The 14,598-nt window shown below is 71.5% G+C and carries 15 protein-coding genes; 10 read left to right on the top strand and 5 right to left on the bottom strand.

Annotated elements, in window-relative coordinates:
* The first annotated feature begins 1 nt into the window (after position 1).
* The 8 genes from ACQPZZ_RS03325 (at position 2) to ACQPZZ_RS03360 (ending at position 7,244) form a co-directional block, all read left to right on the top strand.
* Complete coding sequence (locus tag ACQPZZ_RS03325) at positions 2–1,186, top strand: ABC transporter permease (RefSeq protein ID WP_432928821.1); 1,185 nt, start codon at positions 2–4, stop codon at positions 1,184–1,186.
* A 97-nt stretch (positions 1,187–1,283) separates the two neighbouring features.
* Positions 1,284–2,447, top strand: coding sequence for an acetoin utilization protein AcuC (locus ACQPZZ_RS03330; protein ID WP_432928823.1), 1,164 nt, complete (start codon positions 1,284–1,286; stop codon positions 2,445–2,447).
* Positions 2,448–2,489: 42 nt separating this feature from the next.
* Positions 2,490–3,272 (top strand): phosphatase, encoded by a 783-nt coding sequence (locus ACQPZZ_RS03335; protein WP_432928825.1) that lies wholly within the window; start codon positions 2,490–2,492, stop codon positions 3,270–3,272.
* A gap of 312 nt (positions 3,273–3,584) precedes the next feature.
* Entirely contained in the window at positions 3,585–3,788 is a 204-nt protein-coding gene (locus tag ACQPZZ_RS03340) for a helix-turn-helix domain-containing protein (RefSeq protein ID WP_030456159.1), read from the top strand.
* Between the two features lie 155 nt (positions 3,789–3,943).
* Entirely contained in the window at positions 3,944–4,042 is a 99-nt protein-coding gene (locus ACQPZZ_RS03345) for a 30S ribosomal protein bS22 (RefSeq protein WP_018654693.1), read from the top strand.
* A 71-nt stretch (positions 4,043–4,113) separates the two neighbouring features.
* Positions 4,114–5,145 carry an NAD-dependent epimerase/dehydratase family protein gene (locus ACQPZZ_RS03350; protein WP_432934264.1) on the top strand — a complete coding sequence of 344 codons (1,032 nt, stop codon included), beginning with the start codon at positions 4,114–4,116 and terminating at the stop codon, positions 5,143–5,145.
* A gap of 5 nt (positions 5,146–5,150) precedes the next feature.
* Positions 5,151–6,065: a lysophospholipid acyltransferase family protein gene (locus ACQPZZ_RS03355; protein WP_432928827.1), complete on the top strand. Its 915-nt coding sequence runs from the start codon at positions 5,151–5,153 to the stop codon at positions 6,063–6,065.
* A gap of 132 nt (positions 6,066–6,197) precedes the next feature.
* On the top strand, positions 6,198–7,244 hold the full coding sequence (locus ACQPZZ_RS03360) for an alpha/beta fold hydrolase (RefSeq protein WP_432928829.1): 1,047 nt from the start codon (positions 6,198–6,200) through the stop codon (positions 7,242–7,244).
* A 7-nt stretch (positions 7,245–7,251) separates the two neighbouring features.
* Here the strand turns inward: ACQPZZ_RS03360 and ACQPZZ_RS03365 are convergent, their stop codons facing one another.
* The gene (locus ACQPZZ_RS03365; protein WP_432928831.1) at positions 7,252–8,253 is read right to left on the bottom strand and encodes an Lrp/AsnC family transcriptional regulator; all 1,002 of its coding nucleotides are present in this window, start codon (positions 8,251–8,253) and stop codon (positions 7,252–7,254) included.
* 126 nt (positions 8,254–8,379) lie between these two features.
* Here ACQPZZ_RS03365 and ACQPZZ_RS03370 point away from each other — a divergent pair, with 126 nt between their 5' ends.
* Positions 8,380–9,846 carry an MFS transporter gene (locus ACQPZZ_RS03370; RefSeq protein WP_432928833.1) on the top strand — a complete coding sequence of 489 codons (1,467 nt, stop codon included), beginning with the start codon at positions 8,380–8,382 and terminating at the stop codon, positions 9,844–9,846.
* Here ACQPZZ_RS03370 and ACQPZZ_RS03375 read toward each other — a convergent pair whose 3' ends face one another.
* From ACQPZZ_RS03375 to ACQPZZ_RS03385, 3 genes are all read right to left on the bottom strand, one after another.
* Positions 9,847–10,716 carry an HAD family hydrolase gene (locus ACQPZZ_RS03375; protein ID WP_432928835.1) on the bottom strand — a complete coding sequence of 290 codons (870 nt, stop codon included), beginning with the start codon at positions 10,714–10,716 and terminating at the stop codon, positions 9,847–9,849.
* Between the two features lie 66 nt (positions 10,717–10,782).
* The gene (locus tag ACQPZZ_RS03380) at positions 10,783–11,493 is read right to left on the bottom strand and encodes a DUF5667 domain-containing protein (RefSeq protein WP_432928837.1); all 711 of its coding nucleotides are present in this window, start codon (positions 11,491–11,493) and stop codon (positions 10,783–10,785) included.
* A 155-nt stretch (positions 11,494–11,648) separates the two neighbouring features.
* Positions 11,649–12,188 carry a sigma-70 family RNA polymerase sigma factor gene (locus ACQPZZ_RS03385; RefSeq protein ID WP_363634751.1) on the bottom strand — a complete coding sequence of 180 codons (540 nt, stop codon included), beginning with the start codon at positions 12,186–12,188 and terminating at the stop codon, positions 11,649–11,651.
* A 289-nt stretch (positions 12,189–12,477) separates the two neighbouring features.
* Between ACQPZZ_RS03385 and ACQPZZ_RS03390 the strand changes: the two genes are divergently transcribed.
* Positions 12,478–14,106, top strand: coding sequence for a putative quinol monooxygenase (locus ACQPZZ_RS03390; RefSeq protein WP_432928840.1), 1,629 nt, complete (start codon positions 12,478–12,480; stop codon positions 14,104–14,106).
* A gap of 144 nt (positions 14,107–14,250) precedes the next feature.
* Here ACQPZZ_RS03390 and ACQPZZ_RS03395 read toward each other — a convergent pair whose 3' ends face one another.
* Positions 14,251–14,499, bottom strand: a complete 249-nt coding sequence (locus ACQPZZ_RS03395) for a glutaredoxin family protein (protein ID WP_363634747.1) — start codon at positions 14,497–14,499, stop codon at positions 14,251–14,253.
* Between the last annotated feature and the right edge of the window lie 99 nt (positions 14,500–14,598).

The following is a 14,598-nucleotide window of genomic DNA, read 5'->3' on the forward strand; positions in this document are numbered from 1 at the left end:
CATGAAGACGGCCGAGGCGTTGCGCATGGCGGTGGACGCGCTGCGGGTCAACCGGCTGCGCAGCATGCTGACCATGCTCGGCGTGATCATCGGCGTGCTCTCGGTCGTGATCCTCGTCGCCATCGGCACCGGGGCCAAGAACGCCGTCGAGCAGGAGATCGCGGGGCTCGGCAGCAACATCATCCTCGTGGTTCCCGGCCAGGTGGGGCTGGGCGCGGCCCCCACGCAAAGCCGCCTCGACCTGGCCGACGTCGCGTACGTGCGGCGCATGGTCGGCGACCCGTCGAAGGTGACGGTGGCGGTGAACTCCGGCGAGCCGGTCCGGGTGGGCCGCGTGGAGGTGTTCGCCACGCTGACCGGGACCGACGAGAACATGCCGCACGTCTTCGACCGGCCGCTGCGCCGAGGGCGCTACCTCAGCGAGACCGACGTGGACACGCGGCGGCGGGTGGTGATCCTCGGCGCGGAGGTCGCGGCCAAGCTGTTCGGGGACGTCGATCCGATCGGCCGCCAGGTCACGATCGCCGGGGTGCGGTTCCGGGTGATCGGCGTCTACGAGACCGTCGGAGCCACGTTCGGGGTGGCGCGGGACCAGGAGGTGCATCTGCCGGTCACCACCGCCCAGCGGCTGCTCGGGCTGCCGAGGATCAACGGCATCGCCGTCGGCGCCTCCGGCCCGGACGAGATCGAACCGCTGCGGCAGCGGGTCGTGGCCGCGCTGGGCGCTCGCTACCCGGGCGAGAAGTTCTCGGCCGTCACGCAGACCCAGCTGCTCGGCACGATCGGCACGGTCCTCGGCATGCTGACCGGCGTGCTGGCCGCGATCGCGGGGATCTCCCTGCTGGTGGGGGGTGTCGGGGTGTCCAACATCATGTTGGTCAGCGTCAGGGAGCGGACCAAGGAGATCGGCCTGCGCAAGGCCCTCGGCGCCAGAGGCCGGGACGTCCTCGGCCAGTTCCTGATCGAGGCCGTGCTGCTGACCACGATCGGCGGCGCGATCGGCATCCTGACCGGGGTCGGCGGGGCGCTGCTGATCCAGGCGGTCTCGCCGGTGCCCGCGTCGATCACCTGGTGGTCGATCGTGCTCGCCTTCGGGGTCTCCGCGGCCGTCGGTGTGTTCTTCGGCGTGGCCCCCGCCCGGCGGGCGGCCAGGCTCGATCCCGTCGTCGCGCTGCGTACGGACTGATCGGCGCTGATCGGGGTACGGACTGATCAGGCCACGGACTGACGGGCTGTGACGCCCGGGTGGACGCCTGTCACCGATCGTGCGATAGCGTCACGGCATGAGTCAGGCGGTGCGGGTCGTCTGGGACGACGCTCTGGTTTCGTACGATTTCGGGCCCGGCCATCCGCTCGCGCCCGTACGCGTCGAGCTCACCATGGCGCTCGCGCGCGATCTGGGCGTGCTCGACGCCGCCGCGACGATCGGCTGCCTCTCCGCCACCGAGGACGAGATCGCGCTGGTGCACGACCGCGACTACATCGAGGCGGTCAAGACCGTCTCCAAGGACGGCCGTCCGGACCTGCGCTACGGGCTCGGCACCGAGGACAACCCCGCCTTCGTGGGTGTCCATGAGGCGTCCGCCCTGGTCACGGGCGCGACGCTGGCCGCCGCGAGGGCGGTGTGGTCGGGCGGGGCCGAGCACGCGGTCAACGTCGCGGGCGGGCTGCACCACGCCATGCCCGGCGCCGCCAGCGGCTTCTGCGTCTACAACGACCCGGCCGTCGCCATCGCGTGGCTGCTGTCGCAGGGCGCGACCAGGATCGCGTACGTGGACGTGGACGTGCACCACGGCGACGGCGTTCAGGCGGCGTTCTACAACGACCCGAGAGTGCTCACGATCAGCCTGCACGAGAGCCCGCGCACGTTGTTTCCCGGCACCGGTTTCCCCGAGGAGACCGGCGCGGAGGGCACCGCGGTCAACGTGGCACTGCCGGCCGGGTGCGGCGACACCGGCTGGCTGCGCGCCTTCCACGCGGTGGTCCCGCCGCTGCTGCGCGCGTTCGCGCCACAGATCCTGGTCACCCAGCAGGGCTGTGACAGCCACGCCCTCGACCCGCTGGCCCATCTCATGCTCAGTGTGGACGGCCAGCGCACGGCCTACGCGGCGCTGCACCGGCTGGCCCACGAGACCGCCGGCGGCCGGTGGATCGCGGTGGGCGGCGGTGGATACGAACTGGTCCAGGTCGTGCCGCGGGCGTGGACCCATCTGATCGCCGAGGCGCTGGGGCGCCCCGTCGAACCGTCGACCGCCACACCGGCGACCTGGCGGACGTACGTGCGGGAGCGCACCGGGGAGATACCGCCTTTGACCATGACAGACGGTCGTCATCCGCAGTGGCGGGACATCTCGGGAGGATACGATCCAGCGGACGCCGTCGACCGGGCCGTCATCGCGACCAGGAAGGCGGTGTTCCCCTTCCACGGGCTGGACCCCATGCCCTGAGAAGGACGGAATCACGCCGAGCCGAGGAGCGCTGTACCTGTCGTGACCGCACCACCACCCTCCCGAGCCGAACTGCGCGATCACCTCGTCCGGACCGCCATCGCGGGTGACGTGGCGACAAGTCGCGAGAACAACCTCGATCACTACCGGTCGCTCGCGCTGCGCGACCCGCACTACCTGTTCGGGCTCACCTTCGAGGGCGAGTGGTCCTACCACGAGGTGCTGGCGCTCATGGCCGACAAGGCGGGCGTGGTGGCCGATCCCGGGCATCGCGAGGGCCCCGACACCATCGACCCCGAGCGGACCATCGACGCCGTCGAGGAGATGGGCGAGCGCATCGCCAAGGTCCTGCGGCGGGGTTCGCCCCGGATCGTGGTCGCCACCGGCCACCCGACCGGCCTGCTCACCATGCACCTCGCGATGGCACGGTTCCTCGCGGAGAACGGGGCGACGCTGCTGCTTCCCGCCGAGGGGTGGACGTACGTCGGCGGTCTCGGCCGCCGCAGGCGGATCCGCTACCTCGACGGCGTGGCGATGCTGGAGGACCGGGGCACGTTCGTGCACACCCACGACGCGGCGCCGATGGAGGCGATGCTGGCCGAGGAGCGGCCCGACCTCGTGATCGCCGATCACGGCTGGGCGGGAGCCGCGGGCGAGGCCGGGGTCGAGACCGTGGGCTTCGCCGACAGCAACGACCCGGCGCTGTTCGTGGGCGAGGCCGAGGGGAAGATCGCCGTCACCGTTCCCCTGGACGACAATGTGCTGCCGCGCTTCTACGCTCCGTTGACGGCGTACCTGCTCGCGCAGGTCTCCCGTAGCCTCTGACTCCCCTTCCGGACCTCCTAAACCGGGCATTTCGCGCCCACTTTTGAGGCTCTGTGCCCACCGTTTGCCAACTTTTTCGTGTGCCTGGGCGACTCTGATGTGAGAGAAGTTGGTCCGTTCCAGGATTGGGGCGAGGGGCACGGCCCGGCTGCTGCCAGCAATTTTTCCGGTTTTGACGGCACATGGCTCTGATGACTGGTGAAATGAGGGGTTTGCCTAGTCGGAGTCCGGACTTACGCTGACGGCAGTACACGTGCGTGAGCAATGGCACCAGTGGGGATAACCCGGAAACACGTGCGGAAGAGGCGTCCGATGGGTGCAGGCGAAAGACCTCTCAGCGAGGTGAAGTTCTTGACGGTGGCCGAGGTGGCGACCGTCATGCGGGTGTCCAAGATGACCGTGTACCGGCTCGTGCACTCGGGGGAGTTACCGGCCATCCGTGTCGGCCGGTCCTTCAGAGTGCCTGAGCAGGCGGTGCACGACTACTTGCGGGACGCGTTCATCGAAGCGGGATGAACCGCCCCGGAGGTCATGCTTGACGGCGGCGTGGCCGACTCCCTGCCGACGCGGGGTCCCCCGGGGGAGCGATCTACCACGGATCGCCGGTAGTCTGTTGAGCCGGTGTGCGCTCGCGCGCCGGTTTGACAGACACACCTTCACCTGGGGGTCCCGTGGGCTCTGTGATCAAGAAGCGCCGTAAGCGCATGGCCAAGAAGAAGCACCGCAAGCTGCTGAAGAAGACCCGTATCCAGCGGCGTAACAAGAAGTAGCCGAGACGGAGCGCGCACCGGTCCCCAGGGACCGGGCGACCGTGAACACGCACATCCCCGGCGAGGCGTCGATGACTCGTACTGTGCTTGTCACCGGTGTCTCCGGTCACATCGGCGCTCGTGTGGCGATCGCGCTCGCGGCCGATCCGGAGGTCGACCGGGTTATCGGCGTGGACACGGCACCGCCGCCATCCCCGGCCGGGGAGGACGGCGCGGTGCTCGGCCGCACCGAGTTCGTGCGGGTCGCGTTGCGCAGTCCCGACCTGGGCAAGGTCATCAGGGACGCCGACGTCGACACCGTCGTGCACCTCAGCCTGGTCAGCGGCCCCGGCGTCGAGTCGGGCGGCCGGCCGGCCATGAAGGAGCACAACGTCATCGGGACGATGCAGCTGCTCGCGGCGTGTCAGCGCTCCGCCACGGTGCGCCGGGTGGTCGTGCGGTCCACCACGGCCGTGTACGGCTCCTCGCCGCACGCTCCGGCCGTGTTCACCGAGGACACCATGCCGGTCGAGGCGTCCCATCACGGCTACGCCGGGGACGCCACAGAGGTCGAGACCTACGTGCGGGGCTTCGCCCGGCGCAGGCCCGACGTGACGACGACGACGTTGCGGTTCGCCACCCTCATGGGACCGACCGTCGACTCGCCCCTGACGCGGTACTTCTCCCAGCCGGTGCTGCCCACCGTGCTGGGCTTCGACCCCCGGCTGCAGTTCGTTCACGAGGACGACGCGGTCGAGGTGCTGTGCCGTACGTCACGGGCCGACCACCCGGGAGTGTTCAACGTCGCGGGCGACGGCGTCCTGCTGCTGTCCCAGTGCGTGCGGCGGACGGGCCGGCCGGTGATCCCGATGCCGTCTCCCGCCTTCCGCCTGGTCAGTGGGCTCGCCCGGGGAGCGCGGCTGGTGGACTTCTCACCCGAGCAGCTGTCGCTCATGAGCCACGGCCGCGCGGTGGACACCACCAGGCTCGCCGCCGAGCTCGGCTGGCGGCCGAAGTACAGCACGGCGGCCGCGTTCGACGACTTCCTCCGATCACGCGGCGGCCCCGGCGAGCTGCCGCGCGCCGTGGTCGACTGGCTGACCGAGGTCGTGACGAAACGGTGACCGGCATGGACGACTTCCGCGACCGGCGCCCGGATGAAAGCACGGACCGGAGCCCGGATGGGAGCCCATATGGGGGCACGGCCGACGAGCGGCTCGCCGAGCTGTTCGCCTTCCTGCGCCGCAGGGTGACCGGCGACTACGAGATCGACGAGTTCGGCTTCGACCCCGAGCTCAACGACACGGTGCTGCTGGAGGCGCTGCGCCCGCTCTACCGGCACTGGTTCAGGGTCGAGGTCCTCGGGCTCGGCAACGTGCCGCCCGGCAGGGGCGCGCTGATCGTGGCCAACCACTCCGGCACGCTGCCCGTGGACGCGCTGATGCTGCAGGTCGCGGTGCACGACGAGCTGGACAGGCCGCTGCGCCTGCTCGGTGCGCACCTGGTCTACCAGCTGCCCGTGCTCGGGCACCTGGCCCGCAAGTCCGGTCACACGCTCGCCTGCCGGGAGGACGCCGATCGGCTGCTGCGCAAGGGCGAGGTCGTCGGTGTCTTCCCCGAGGGCTTCAAAGGCCTCGGCAAGCCGTTCTCCGAGCGCTACAAGCTCCAGCGGTTCGGCCGGGGCGGGTTCGTCGCGTCGGCCATCAGAGCCGGCGTGCCGATCGTGCCGTGCGCCATCGTGGGGGCGGAGGAGATCTATCCCAAGATCGGCGACAGCCCGTCGCTCGCCCGGCTGCTCGGCCTGCCCTACCTGCCGATCACACCGCTTTTCCCCTGGCTCGGGCCGCTCGGCCTGCTCCCGCTGCCGTCCAAGTGGCTGATCGAGTTCGGCGAGCCGATCCGTACCGACGAGTACGACCCGGAGGAGGCCGACGACCCCATGCTGGTCTTCGACCTGACCGACCGGATCCGGGAGAGCATGCAGGCGCAGCTCGACGCCCTGCGGCTGCGCCGGGGGCCCGCGTTTCCGCCGATCACGATGTGACAACGAGGCGTTCGCCGCTTCGGTGCACCGCGACATCGTTCCGCAAGGGCGTCCGGGCATCATCGAGACCCGGTCCGGCAAAGCGACCTACTGGTCGGTATGGTGTGCTCACTCTCACCCCGGAGGAGCACCATGAGCAAGGGGCGGAAGGCCGCCCTCGCCGGGCTCGCCCTCGGCCTGGCGATCGGTACCGCGCGACGGGTCCAGGGCAGGCGGACGCAGGCCAGGAAGGCCGCGCAGGCTCTGGACCGCGCGCCCGTGCGCCGGATGACGGTTACGACCGGCGACGGGGTGCGGCTCGCCGTCGAGATCGACGACCATCCCGAGCCCCGGTGCGCCGTCGTCTTCGCGCACGGCTGGCTGATGAACCGGCACTGCTGGCAGCTCCAGCGCGAGGCCCTGGCCGGCCTGGGCACGCTGATCCTCTACGACCAGCGCGGGCACGGCGACTCCACGGCCGGGGCAGTGGACGCGTGCACGATCGACCGGCTGGGCGACGACCTGGCCGCCGTCATCGAGGCCTCCGTGCCGGAGGGGCTGCCGGTCGTCCTCGTCGGGCACTCGATGGGCGGCATGACGATCATGGCGCTCGCGGAGCGGCATCCCGCCCTGGTCGAGTCGCGGGTGGCCGGTGCGGCGCTGCTCAGCACCTCGTCCGGCGGGCTCGAGGCGAGCACCTTCGGCCTTCCCGGGCCGCTCGGGCGGCTGGCTCCCCGCGTCGCGACGTCGATGTTCGAGAACATGCTGACCCGCGCCGCGGTCATCGACGGGCGACCGCGGTTGAAGGGCTGGACGAATTTGCCGGTGACGCGCTACGTCGCGTTCGGCAGGGGAGCGAGCCGCCGGCACATCCGGCTGGTCAACGCGATGGCCTCGGCGACCCCGACGGAGGTCATGGTCGGGTTCTTCCGGGACTTCCGGGTGCACGACAAGTTCGCCGCGCTGAAGGCGCTCCGGCGCATCGAGACACTGGTCATGGTGGGTGAGCGGGATCGGCTCACCCCCCTCGTCCACAGCCGCCGGATCGCCGAGGCGCTGCCGAATGCCCGGTTCGTGCGAATTCCCGATGCCGGGCACATGATCGGCTTCGAACGCCCCAGGCTGGTGCACCGGGAGCTGACCGGCCTGATCGAGCGGGCCGTGCCGAGCCGGCCGGTACGGGGCCGGTCCGGGGCCTGACCGCCGTTCAGGCGCGTGCCGCGCGGAATCCCGGCCGCGCGGCCACGGGCGTGAGGTGTCCGGCCGCCTTGAGCGTGTGCAGGACGGGGGCGGTCTCCAGGGTGCGGATCTGGTCGAGCGTGCCGAGCCGCCGGGTGAGGTAGCGGTGCAAATCGGCGGGTCCGGCGCAGAGCGCATGGGCGAGCAGGTTGGTGGCGCCGGTGGTGGCCGCGACGACGGCGAGCTCGTCGTGGGTGGCCAGGGTGGCCGCGACCTGGTCCAGATGCGCGGGCGCGACGGCCATCCACAGCAGGGCCTGGGCGGTGACGCCGTAGCCGGCGACGTCGACCTCGACGTCGAAGAAGATCGTCCCGCCGGCGCGCAGCTCGGACAGACGGCGCGCCGCGGTGGCCGGAGACCAGCCGGTGGCCGCGGCGAGTTCGGCGTAGCCGGCCCGGCCGTCGTGACGCAGGACGTCGATCAGGGCGCGGTCGCCGTCCGTCAGGCTCACCCGGTCGCGGGTGCCCGGTGCGGCGGCCGGCCTTGCGAGTGCCCGTCGCTGCTCGTCGCTGAGGGTTCGCAGCCGTCCACGCCAGGCGGTCGGGCCGCCCAGATAGGTGTGGAGCAGCAGGTGCGCCGAGACGGCCGTGATCCCGGACGTACGCGGGATGTCGTGCAGCAGCAGCGACCGTGACAGGCGGCCGTCGTCCTCCGCGTGGACGATCGCGAAGATCTCGGTGCCTCCGGAGGCCAGTTTGACCCAGGAGGTGTCGGGGCGCCGGGCCAGCGCGTACGCCAGAGCCTGAGACGCGGTGGGGGTCGTGGTGAGCCGCATCATCCACTGCGCCTGACCGGTGCGGTCCTGCTCGGGCAGGCCGACGACGCGCAGCCCGGCCTCGGCGCGCAGCCGCCGGTAGCGGCGCGTCACTGTCTGGGTGGACACGCCGAGAACCTCGGCGATCCGGCTGAACGGCGCTCGCCCGTCGACGTGCAGGGCATGGACGAGACCCCGGTCCAGTTCATCCAGCATCGTCGGATTCTCTCGCGGTTCCGCTTCTCGTGGAAGAAATCCGCGAATTCGGCGTCCTTGCTGGAAGCTCGCCATCCGTACGCCCCAGGCTGCTGCGTGCCCACGAACGACCCGGAAGGACACGCCATGCCCGCACTGGAGGACACCGCCGTAGCGACGGCGTATCGACGGCGGTGGGCGGCCCTGGTCGCGCTGCTGGTCGCCGAGGCGATGAACCTGCTGGACGCCACGATCACGACGGTGGTCGCGCCCGTGATCCACCGCGATTTCGGCGGCGCCGAGTCCGACATCCAGTGGTTCAGCGCCGCCTACACCCTGCCCTTCGCCGTGCTGCTGGTGCCCGGCGGCCGCCTGGGCGATCTCGCCGGGCGCAGGCGGGTGTTCGCGGCCGGGGTCGCCCTCTTCGCGCTTTCATCGGCCGTCTGCGCCTGCGCGACCGGCTCGGGAATGCTCATCACCACCCGTGCCGTCCAGGGAGCGGCGGCCGCGCTGATCATCCCGCAGACCATCGGGCTGATCCGGTCCATGTTCGAGGGAGACGACCTGGCCAAGGCCATGGGGTCCATCGGTCCGGTGATGGGCCTTGCCGCCGTCTGCGGGCCCGTGCTCGGCGCCGTTCTCACCCGCGTCGACCTGTTCGGCGCGTCGTGGCGGGCGGCGTTCCTCGTCAACGTTCCCCTCGCCGCCCTCGTCCTGGCCTTCCTGCCCGTCCTGCGGGAGAGCAGGTCGCCGCGCCCTCCCCGCATCGACCTGCCCGGCACGGCGCTGGCCGTGCTCGGCACCGGCCTGATCGTGTATCCCCTCATCCAGGGCGACGCCGCCGGCAGGCCCGCCTGGGTCTGGATCGCTCTCGCGACGGGTGTCGTCGTCCTCGCGGTCCTGGGGTGGCACCAGCGCCACCGCGCCCGGCGGGGCCGCAGCCCGCTGATCGAGCCCAGCCTGTTCCGCGACCGGGCCTTCCCGGCCGCGCTGGCGACCTCCACGCTGTTCTTCGCGGTGATGAACGGACTGACGGTGGCGATCGTCCTGCAGGTGCAGCTGGGGCTGGGCGGCGACGTCCTGACCGCCGGGCTCACCCTGCTCCCATGGTCGGCCGGCATGGCCGTCGCCTCCTGGTACGCCGGTGCCCGCCTGGTTCCCCGGCACGGAGCGAAGATCATGCTCGTCGGGCTCGCCGCCCTGTTCGCCGGGCTGATCTGCGCCGTCGCCGTATATCGGGCCGCGTCCGCCGACGGCTACCCCTGGCCCCTGCTCGCGGCGCTGTCACTCGGCGGAGCCGGAAACGGCCTGTTCACCGTTCCGTTCTTCACCACGGCCCTGTCACGGGTGCGGGCGCACGAGACCGGTTCCGCCGCCGGCCTGCTCAACGCCGTCCAGCAGTTCGGCGGCACCCTCGGCGTCGCCGTTCTCGGCACCGCGTTCCTCCACAGGTTCACCGCGGACGTCCGGGCGCACTCCGATGCGGGCAGCGCCGCCCTGGGGGCGATCCGGCTCACGTTGGGGATCGCCGCCGCGCTCGTCGCCGTCACGGCCGTCACGGCCGCGTTCATGGGCGTACGCGAGGCGCCCGCGGGCAGGCGACCGACCGGTTGATCAGAGGGCCGAGCGGTAGTGGCGGCGCAGGGCGATCCCGGCGGCGACGCCGCCCGCGATGGCCCCCGCGGTCGCGGCGATCGGCAGGCCGATCATCGTCGCCTTCCTGCCCGTGCGGAAGTCGCGGATCTCCCAGCCGCTCTCTCTGGCGTGCTCGCGCAGTTCGCTGTCGGGGTTGATGGCGTGTGGGTGCCCCACCAGGGAGAGCATCGGCAGGTCGTTGGCCGAGTCGCTGTAGGCCGAGCAGCGGGCGAGGTCGAGGCCCTCGCGGCGCGCCAGCGCCCGGACGGCCTCGGCCTTGGCGGGGCCGTGCAACAGGTCGCCGACGAGCCTTCCGGTGTAGGCGCCGTCGGCGGTTTCGGCGACCGTGCCGAGCGCACCGGTGAGCCCGAGCCGCTGCGCGATGACCCGGGCCAGCTCGACCGGTGTGGCGGTGACCAGCCACACGCGCTGCCCGGCGTCCAGGTGCGCCTGGGCCAGCGCGCGGGTGCCCTGCCACACGCGGTCGGCCATCACGTCGTCGTAGATCTCCTCGCCCAGCCGGACGACCTCGTCCACCTTCAGCCCGGCGACGAAGGCGAGGGCCATCTCCTTGGCCTTGGCGATGTGCTCGGGGTTCTCGTTGCCCCGCACGCGAAACCACGCCTGCCCGAGCGCGAACTTCATGAGGTCACGGCTGGTGAACAGGCCGCGTGCCGCCAGACCCCGGGCGAAGTGGTAGATCGAGGCGCCCCGCATCATGGTGTTGTCGACGTCGAAGAACGCCGCCGCGGTGAGATCGGGGACGACCTCGGGGGCGGACACCGCCGCGGCGGCCGCCACCTCGCCGGCGATTTCCGCCGCTTCCCGCCGTCGCAATAGCCGCCTCATGGCTCATCAGCTTAACCGCCGTGCGGCGCCCGGAACGGGACCAGGGGGTGAGCGGGACATGACGTGTCAACGGCCGGAACCCGTGAACGACTCGATATAACTCAGGTATTGGTTGGCCTTATCGCGATTTTCCCGGTCGAGCTTCGGAAGTAGCGGTTCCACCAGATTGCGCTGCTCACGGGCGAATTCGCGCGCCTCACCCGAGGCGCGTCCCGGCCGGGCCACCCGGCTGAGCGCGGCCCTGGTGGTCGTCTCCATGTCGTCGAGCGTCTGCGCGATCAGCCGGCCGCGGTCCGGGGCGGACGCGCCCACCAGCGAGGCGGTCTCGGCCGCCCGCTGCCGCGCCGCGACCATCTGCCGCTTCGCCAGCTCCTCATCGTCGTACGCGAGGTCGAGCACCGTCGACTCCGCCAGCCTCTTCAGCGGGTACAGCGCCTCGCCGGGCACCGAGTGGTAGACCCGCACACCGGCGCCGAACATCCCCGCCAGCAGTACGCAGAAGACCAGCAGGGGGCACAGCCGTACGAGCAGGGACCTGCGGGGCCGGGGCCGCGTGGGTGCGGCCGCGGGGGGCGCCGCGTGCTTTCCCGCCGCGTGCCTGCCGGCGGCGCGCTCGGCGGCATGGGCGCGCATCAGGTCGGCCCGCAGCCTCTCGCGGAACTCCGGTCTCGGGCCGCCGCCCAGCAGAGAGCGCAGGCCGCCCACGCGCGCGGCGACACCGCGGGTACGGGCCGCCGACCGGCCGCCCGCGCGGCGCGAGGGTCGCCACCAGCCCATCACGCTCCCGCCATCCCCGCTTGACGCCGAGTGGAATCCGCTCGCGGGGCCGCTCGGAAGCGTTTCATCACCTTCCGGACGGCCCGCGACAACCGCCTGAAGATCCGACCTGCCACATGCCCAACGATGGGGTATGGGTAATGGTTACGGGCGTTTCAGCCGAGATCCTCCGGAAGCGCCCGGGCGAGGGCCCTGATCGCCCGGAACTGGAGCGCCTTGATCGCCCCGGCCTTCTTGCCCATGATCTTCGCCGTCTCGGCGAGCGACATCCCGTGTAGGAAGCGCAGGATCACGCATTCCTGCTGCTCGGCGCCGAGTTGCTTGATCGCCAGCATGACCCGCTCGTTGACCATGTTCGTGACGACCGCGTTCTCGGGGATGTGCGGGCCGTCCAGGGGGGTGTCGAGTATCTCGGCCGTGGTCACCTCGAGGCGGTTGCGGCCCGACTTGAAGTGGTCGGTGACGAGGTTGCGGGCGATCGTGACCAGCCAGGCGCCGAAGTCGCGGCCCTGCCAGGTGAACTCGGCGATGCCCCGCAGCGCCCGCAGGAACGTCTCGCTCGTGAGGTCCTCGGCCAGCGCGTGACTGCCGACCCGGAAGTAGACGTACCGGTAGATCAGTTCCAGGTAGTGGTCGTAGAGCATGCCGAACGCCTCGCTGTCGCCGGTCTTGGCGCGCAGTACGAGACTTCGCATCTCGTCGTGCTCGTGCTCCCGGTCGGAGAGACCGGTGGAGTGCGCGGGTCGCGCTGCTCCTGCGGCGGCCGGAGGAGAAAGCCCGGCCAACGGCCACGTGTTCGGCATCCGTTATCCCATGGGGGAAGGGGAGTCGGCGTGCTCGAACACTCTAGAAATCAACGGGAGATAACACAATCCGTTCGGATGGAGGAATCGCGTTCGGCAGGGAAGACACGGGTGACGACATCGCCGGACCGGGTGACCGGCTACCGGTGGGAAGCCGATGTCCGGCAGCATGGGTGCCACCATGGAAGTCCTCGTCGCTCTCCTCGCGTTCGCCGGCGCTCTGCTCGCCGGCATCACCACCGGCGTTCTCGTCGGGCGTCTCCGTGACGAGCCGGCCGGTTGGCTGATCGCGTGGAGCATCGCCACGGGCGCGCTGACGTTGTCGCTCGGCGCCATCGCCGTCGGTCACCTCACCGGGTTCGGGCCCGTGACGTTCCGGGCCTACCAGATCACCGGCTCGCTGCTGGCGCCGCTGTGGCTGGCGGTCGGTGTCATCCAGCTCCTCGCGGAGAGGGGCGGCGCCCGCTTCGCCGGATGGCTCCTCGGCGCCGCGTTCACGGTTGTGGGCACGGTCATCATGGTGCTCGACCCCGTCGTCACCGCCGGGTTCGGCAAATCCCTCCCTGACGGGCCGGCGCATTGGGACCTGTGGCCGGAGTGGCTGCTGCGGGGCGTCCACGGCCTGGTGGTCTTCCTTCTCCTGCTCTGTCTCGTCATGGCGGTGATGGCCTGGCGTGACGGCGACGAGTACGACGTCGACAACATGAACGCGGCCGTCGTGCTCGCCCCGGCGGGAATGGCGATCTCGGGTGTGCTCGAATTCGGGCTTCCGGGGCTGGTCGTCGTCGCGGTGCTGGCCGCCTCCGCCGGAGGCGTCTGGTATGCCGTGGCCCGCCCGCTCGCGCCGTACGACGACGAGGGCGAGGACGAGGAGCCCGCGGAGGAGGAGTGGCAGGGGCGGCGCGGCGCCCGGGCCGACACCGCGCTGCGTGCCGAGACCCGCGTGCCCTCCGCGCCCTCGGGGCCGCCGGTGCCGCCGCGCGGGGCCCCGGGCGGCCGTCCCGGCGGGCCGGGCGCGGTGCCCCCCGGCGTTCCGGGAGCGGCAGGGGCGCCGGGAGCGCCGCGACGCTCGGGGCTCGGAGATCTGGTGGCCGAATACCGGGCGGGGGAGCAGGGCGAGGTCGACTACGCCGCCCGCATGCGGCCCTCCGACGGCCGTCCGCCCGCCGACGACTTCGGCGGGCCCGCGACCGGTCAGCTTCTCGCCGCCGACGAGTACGGCCAGCCCCGCCGGCCCGAGTACGGCATGCCCGCGGCGCCGCCGGCCGAGCCCGACAGGGCGATGCCCGCCACCGGGGCCCTCTATCCCGGGGCGGAGGTCCCCGACCCGGCCGACCTCGCGGCGAGTTTCGGCGTGGGCTTCGGCGGCAGGTCGCGGCCGGCCATGAGCCGTCAGGGCGGCGGGCAGGGCGGCGGGCAGGGCGCTGGGCAGGGGCAGGCGGACCGTCCGGCCGGTCAGGGGAGCTCGGTGAAGCCGGCCCCCGGCATCTACGGCCTGCTGACCGTCTTCACGCTGCTCGACGGCACGGGTGAGGCGTTCGACAAGCTGGCCGAGGAGACGGTGGAGGCCGTCCAGCGCAACGAGCCCGACACGCTGCTGTTCGTCTGCCACGGCGTCAAGTCGGCCCCGCTCCAGCGCATCGTCTACGAGCTCTACCGCGACGAGGTCGGCTACGGCGAGCACCAGCGGCAGCCGCACATGGAGCGGTTCGCGACCGAGCGGGTGAGGTACGTGCTGGCGGCCAACGTCATCGAGCTCACCGTCAACGCCGCCAAGGTGGCACCCCTCCCCACCCGCCAGGTCCTCTAGATCATGAGGGGGTCTCGCACAGGGCGGCGGTGACCCCGGAGCACACCGCCGCAGGGCGGCGGCGTGCTCATCAGCCCCAGGCCGTAGCCGGCCATCAAGGCGATCCCGCCCTCGGCGACGAGCTGGAGCGCCACAGTCGCGGCTTCAGCGCTCCAGGGCCTCGCGGAGGCGGTTCTCGTTGACCCGCCAGTAGTCGTGCTGCACGCCGTCGATCAGTACGACGGGGATCATCTCCCAGTACTCCGCCTGGTCCTCGGGTGAGGCGGTGATGTCGCGTTCCTCCCAGGAAACACCCAGCTCGGCGGCCACGCGCTCGACCACCGCGCGGGCGTCGTCGCACAGGTGGCAGCCGGGCTTGCCGAGCAGCGTGATCCGGTGGTCTTGAGGAGCCATGCTCCCGATTATCGCGATGCCCGCAGCCCGGAATGGAGACCGCCGCCCCCTCCTGGGACCCTTGGATGCGAGGGAAGCCCCGCACGATCGACTTTGTGC

It is taken from the genome of Microbispora sp. CA-135349, from assembly GCF_050947365.1.
In the GTDB taxonomy this organism is placed as follows: domain Bacteria; phylum Actinomycetota; class Actinomycetes; order Streptosporangiales; family Streptosporangiaceae; genus Microbispora.

Excerpts from the sequence above, each read along its gene's own strand:
- ACQPZZ_RS03325 (WP_432928821.1), top strand. The coding sequence starts at position 2 with ATGAAGACGGCCGAGGCGTTGCGCATGGCGGTGGACGCGCTGCGGGTC.
- ACQPZZ_RS03340 (WP_030456159.1), top strand. The coding sequence starts at position 3,585 with ATGGGTGCAGGCGAAAGACCTCTCAGCGAGGTGAAGTTCTTGACGGTG.
- ACQPZZ_RS03375 (WP_432928835.1), bottom strand. The coding sequence starts at position 10,716 with ATGAGGCGGCTATTGCGACGGCGGGAAGCGGCGGAAATCGCCGGCGAG.
- ACQPZZ_RS03395 (WP_363634747.1), bottom strand. The coding sequence starts at position 14,499 with ATGGCTCCTCAAGACCACCGGATCACGCTGCTCGGCAAGCCCGGCTGC.
- ACQPZZ_RS03390 (WP_432928840.1), top strand. The coding sequence starts at position 12,478 with ATGGAAGTCCTCGTCGCTCTCCTCGCGTTCGCCGGCGCTCTGCTCGCC.
- ACQPZZ_RS03385 (WP_363634751.1), bottom strand. The coding sequence starts at position 12,188 with ATGCGAAGTCTCGTACTGCGCGCCAAGACCGGCGACAGCGAGGCGTTC.
- ACQPZZ_RS03360 (WP_432928829.1), top strand. The coding sequence starts at position 6,198 with ATGAGCAAGGGGCGGAAGGCCGCCCTCGCCGGGCTCGCCCTCGGCCTG.
- ACQPZZ_RS03370 (WP_432928833.1), top strand. The coding sequence starts at position 8,380 with ATGCCCGCACTGGAGGACACCGCCGTAGCGACGGCGTATCGACGGCGG.
- ACQPZZ_RS03380 (WP_432928837.1), bottom strand. The coding sequence starts at position 11,493 with ATGGGCTGGTGGCGACCCTCGCGCCGCGCGGGCGGCCGGTCGGCGGCC.
- ACQPZZ_RS03365 (WP_432928831.1), bottom strand. The coding sequence starts at position 8,253 with ATGCTGGATGAACTGGACCGGGGTCTCGTCCATGCCCTGCACGTCGAC.
- ACQPZZ_RS03355 (WP_432928827.1), top strand. The coding sequence starts at position 5,151 with ATGGACGACTTCCGCGACCGGCGCCCGGATGAAAGCACGGACCGGAGC.
- ACQPZZ_RS03350 (WP_432934264.1), top strand. The coding sequence starts at position 4,114 with ATGACTCGTACTGTGCTTGTCACCGGTGTCTCCGGTCACATCGGCGCT.
- ACQPZZ_RS03330 (WP_432928823.1), top strand. The coding sequence starts at position 1,284 with ATGAGTCAGGCGGTGCGGGTCGTCTGGGACGACGCTCTGGTTTCGTAC.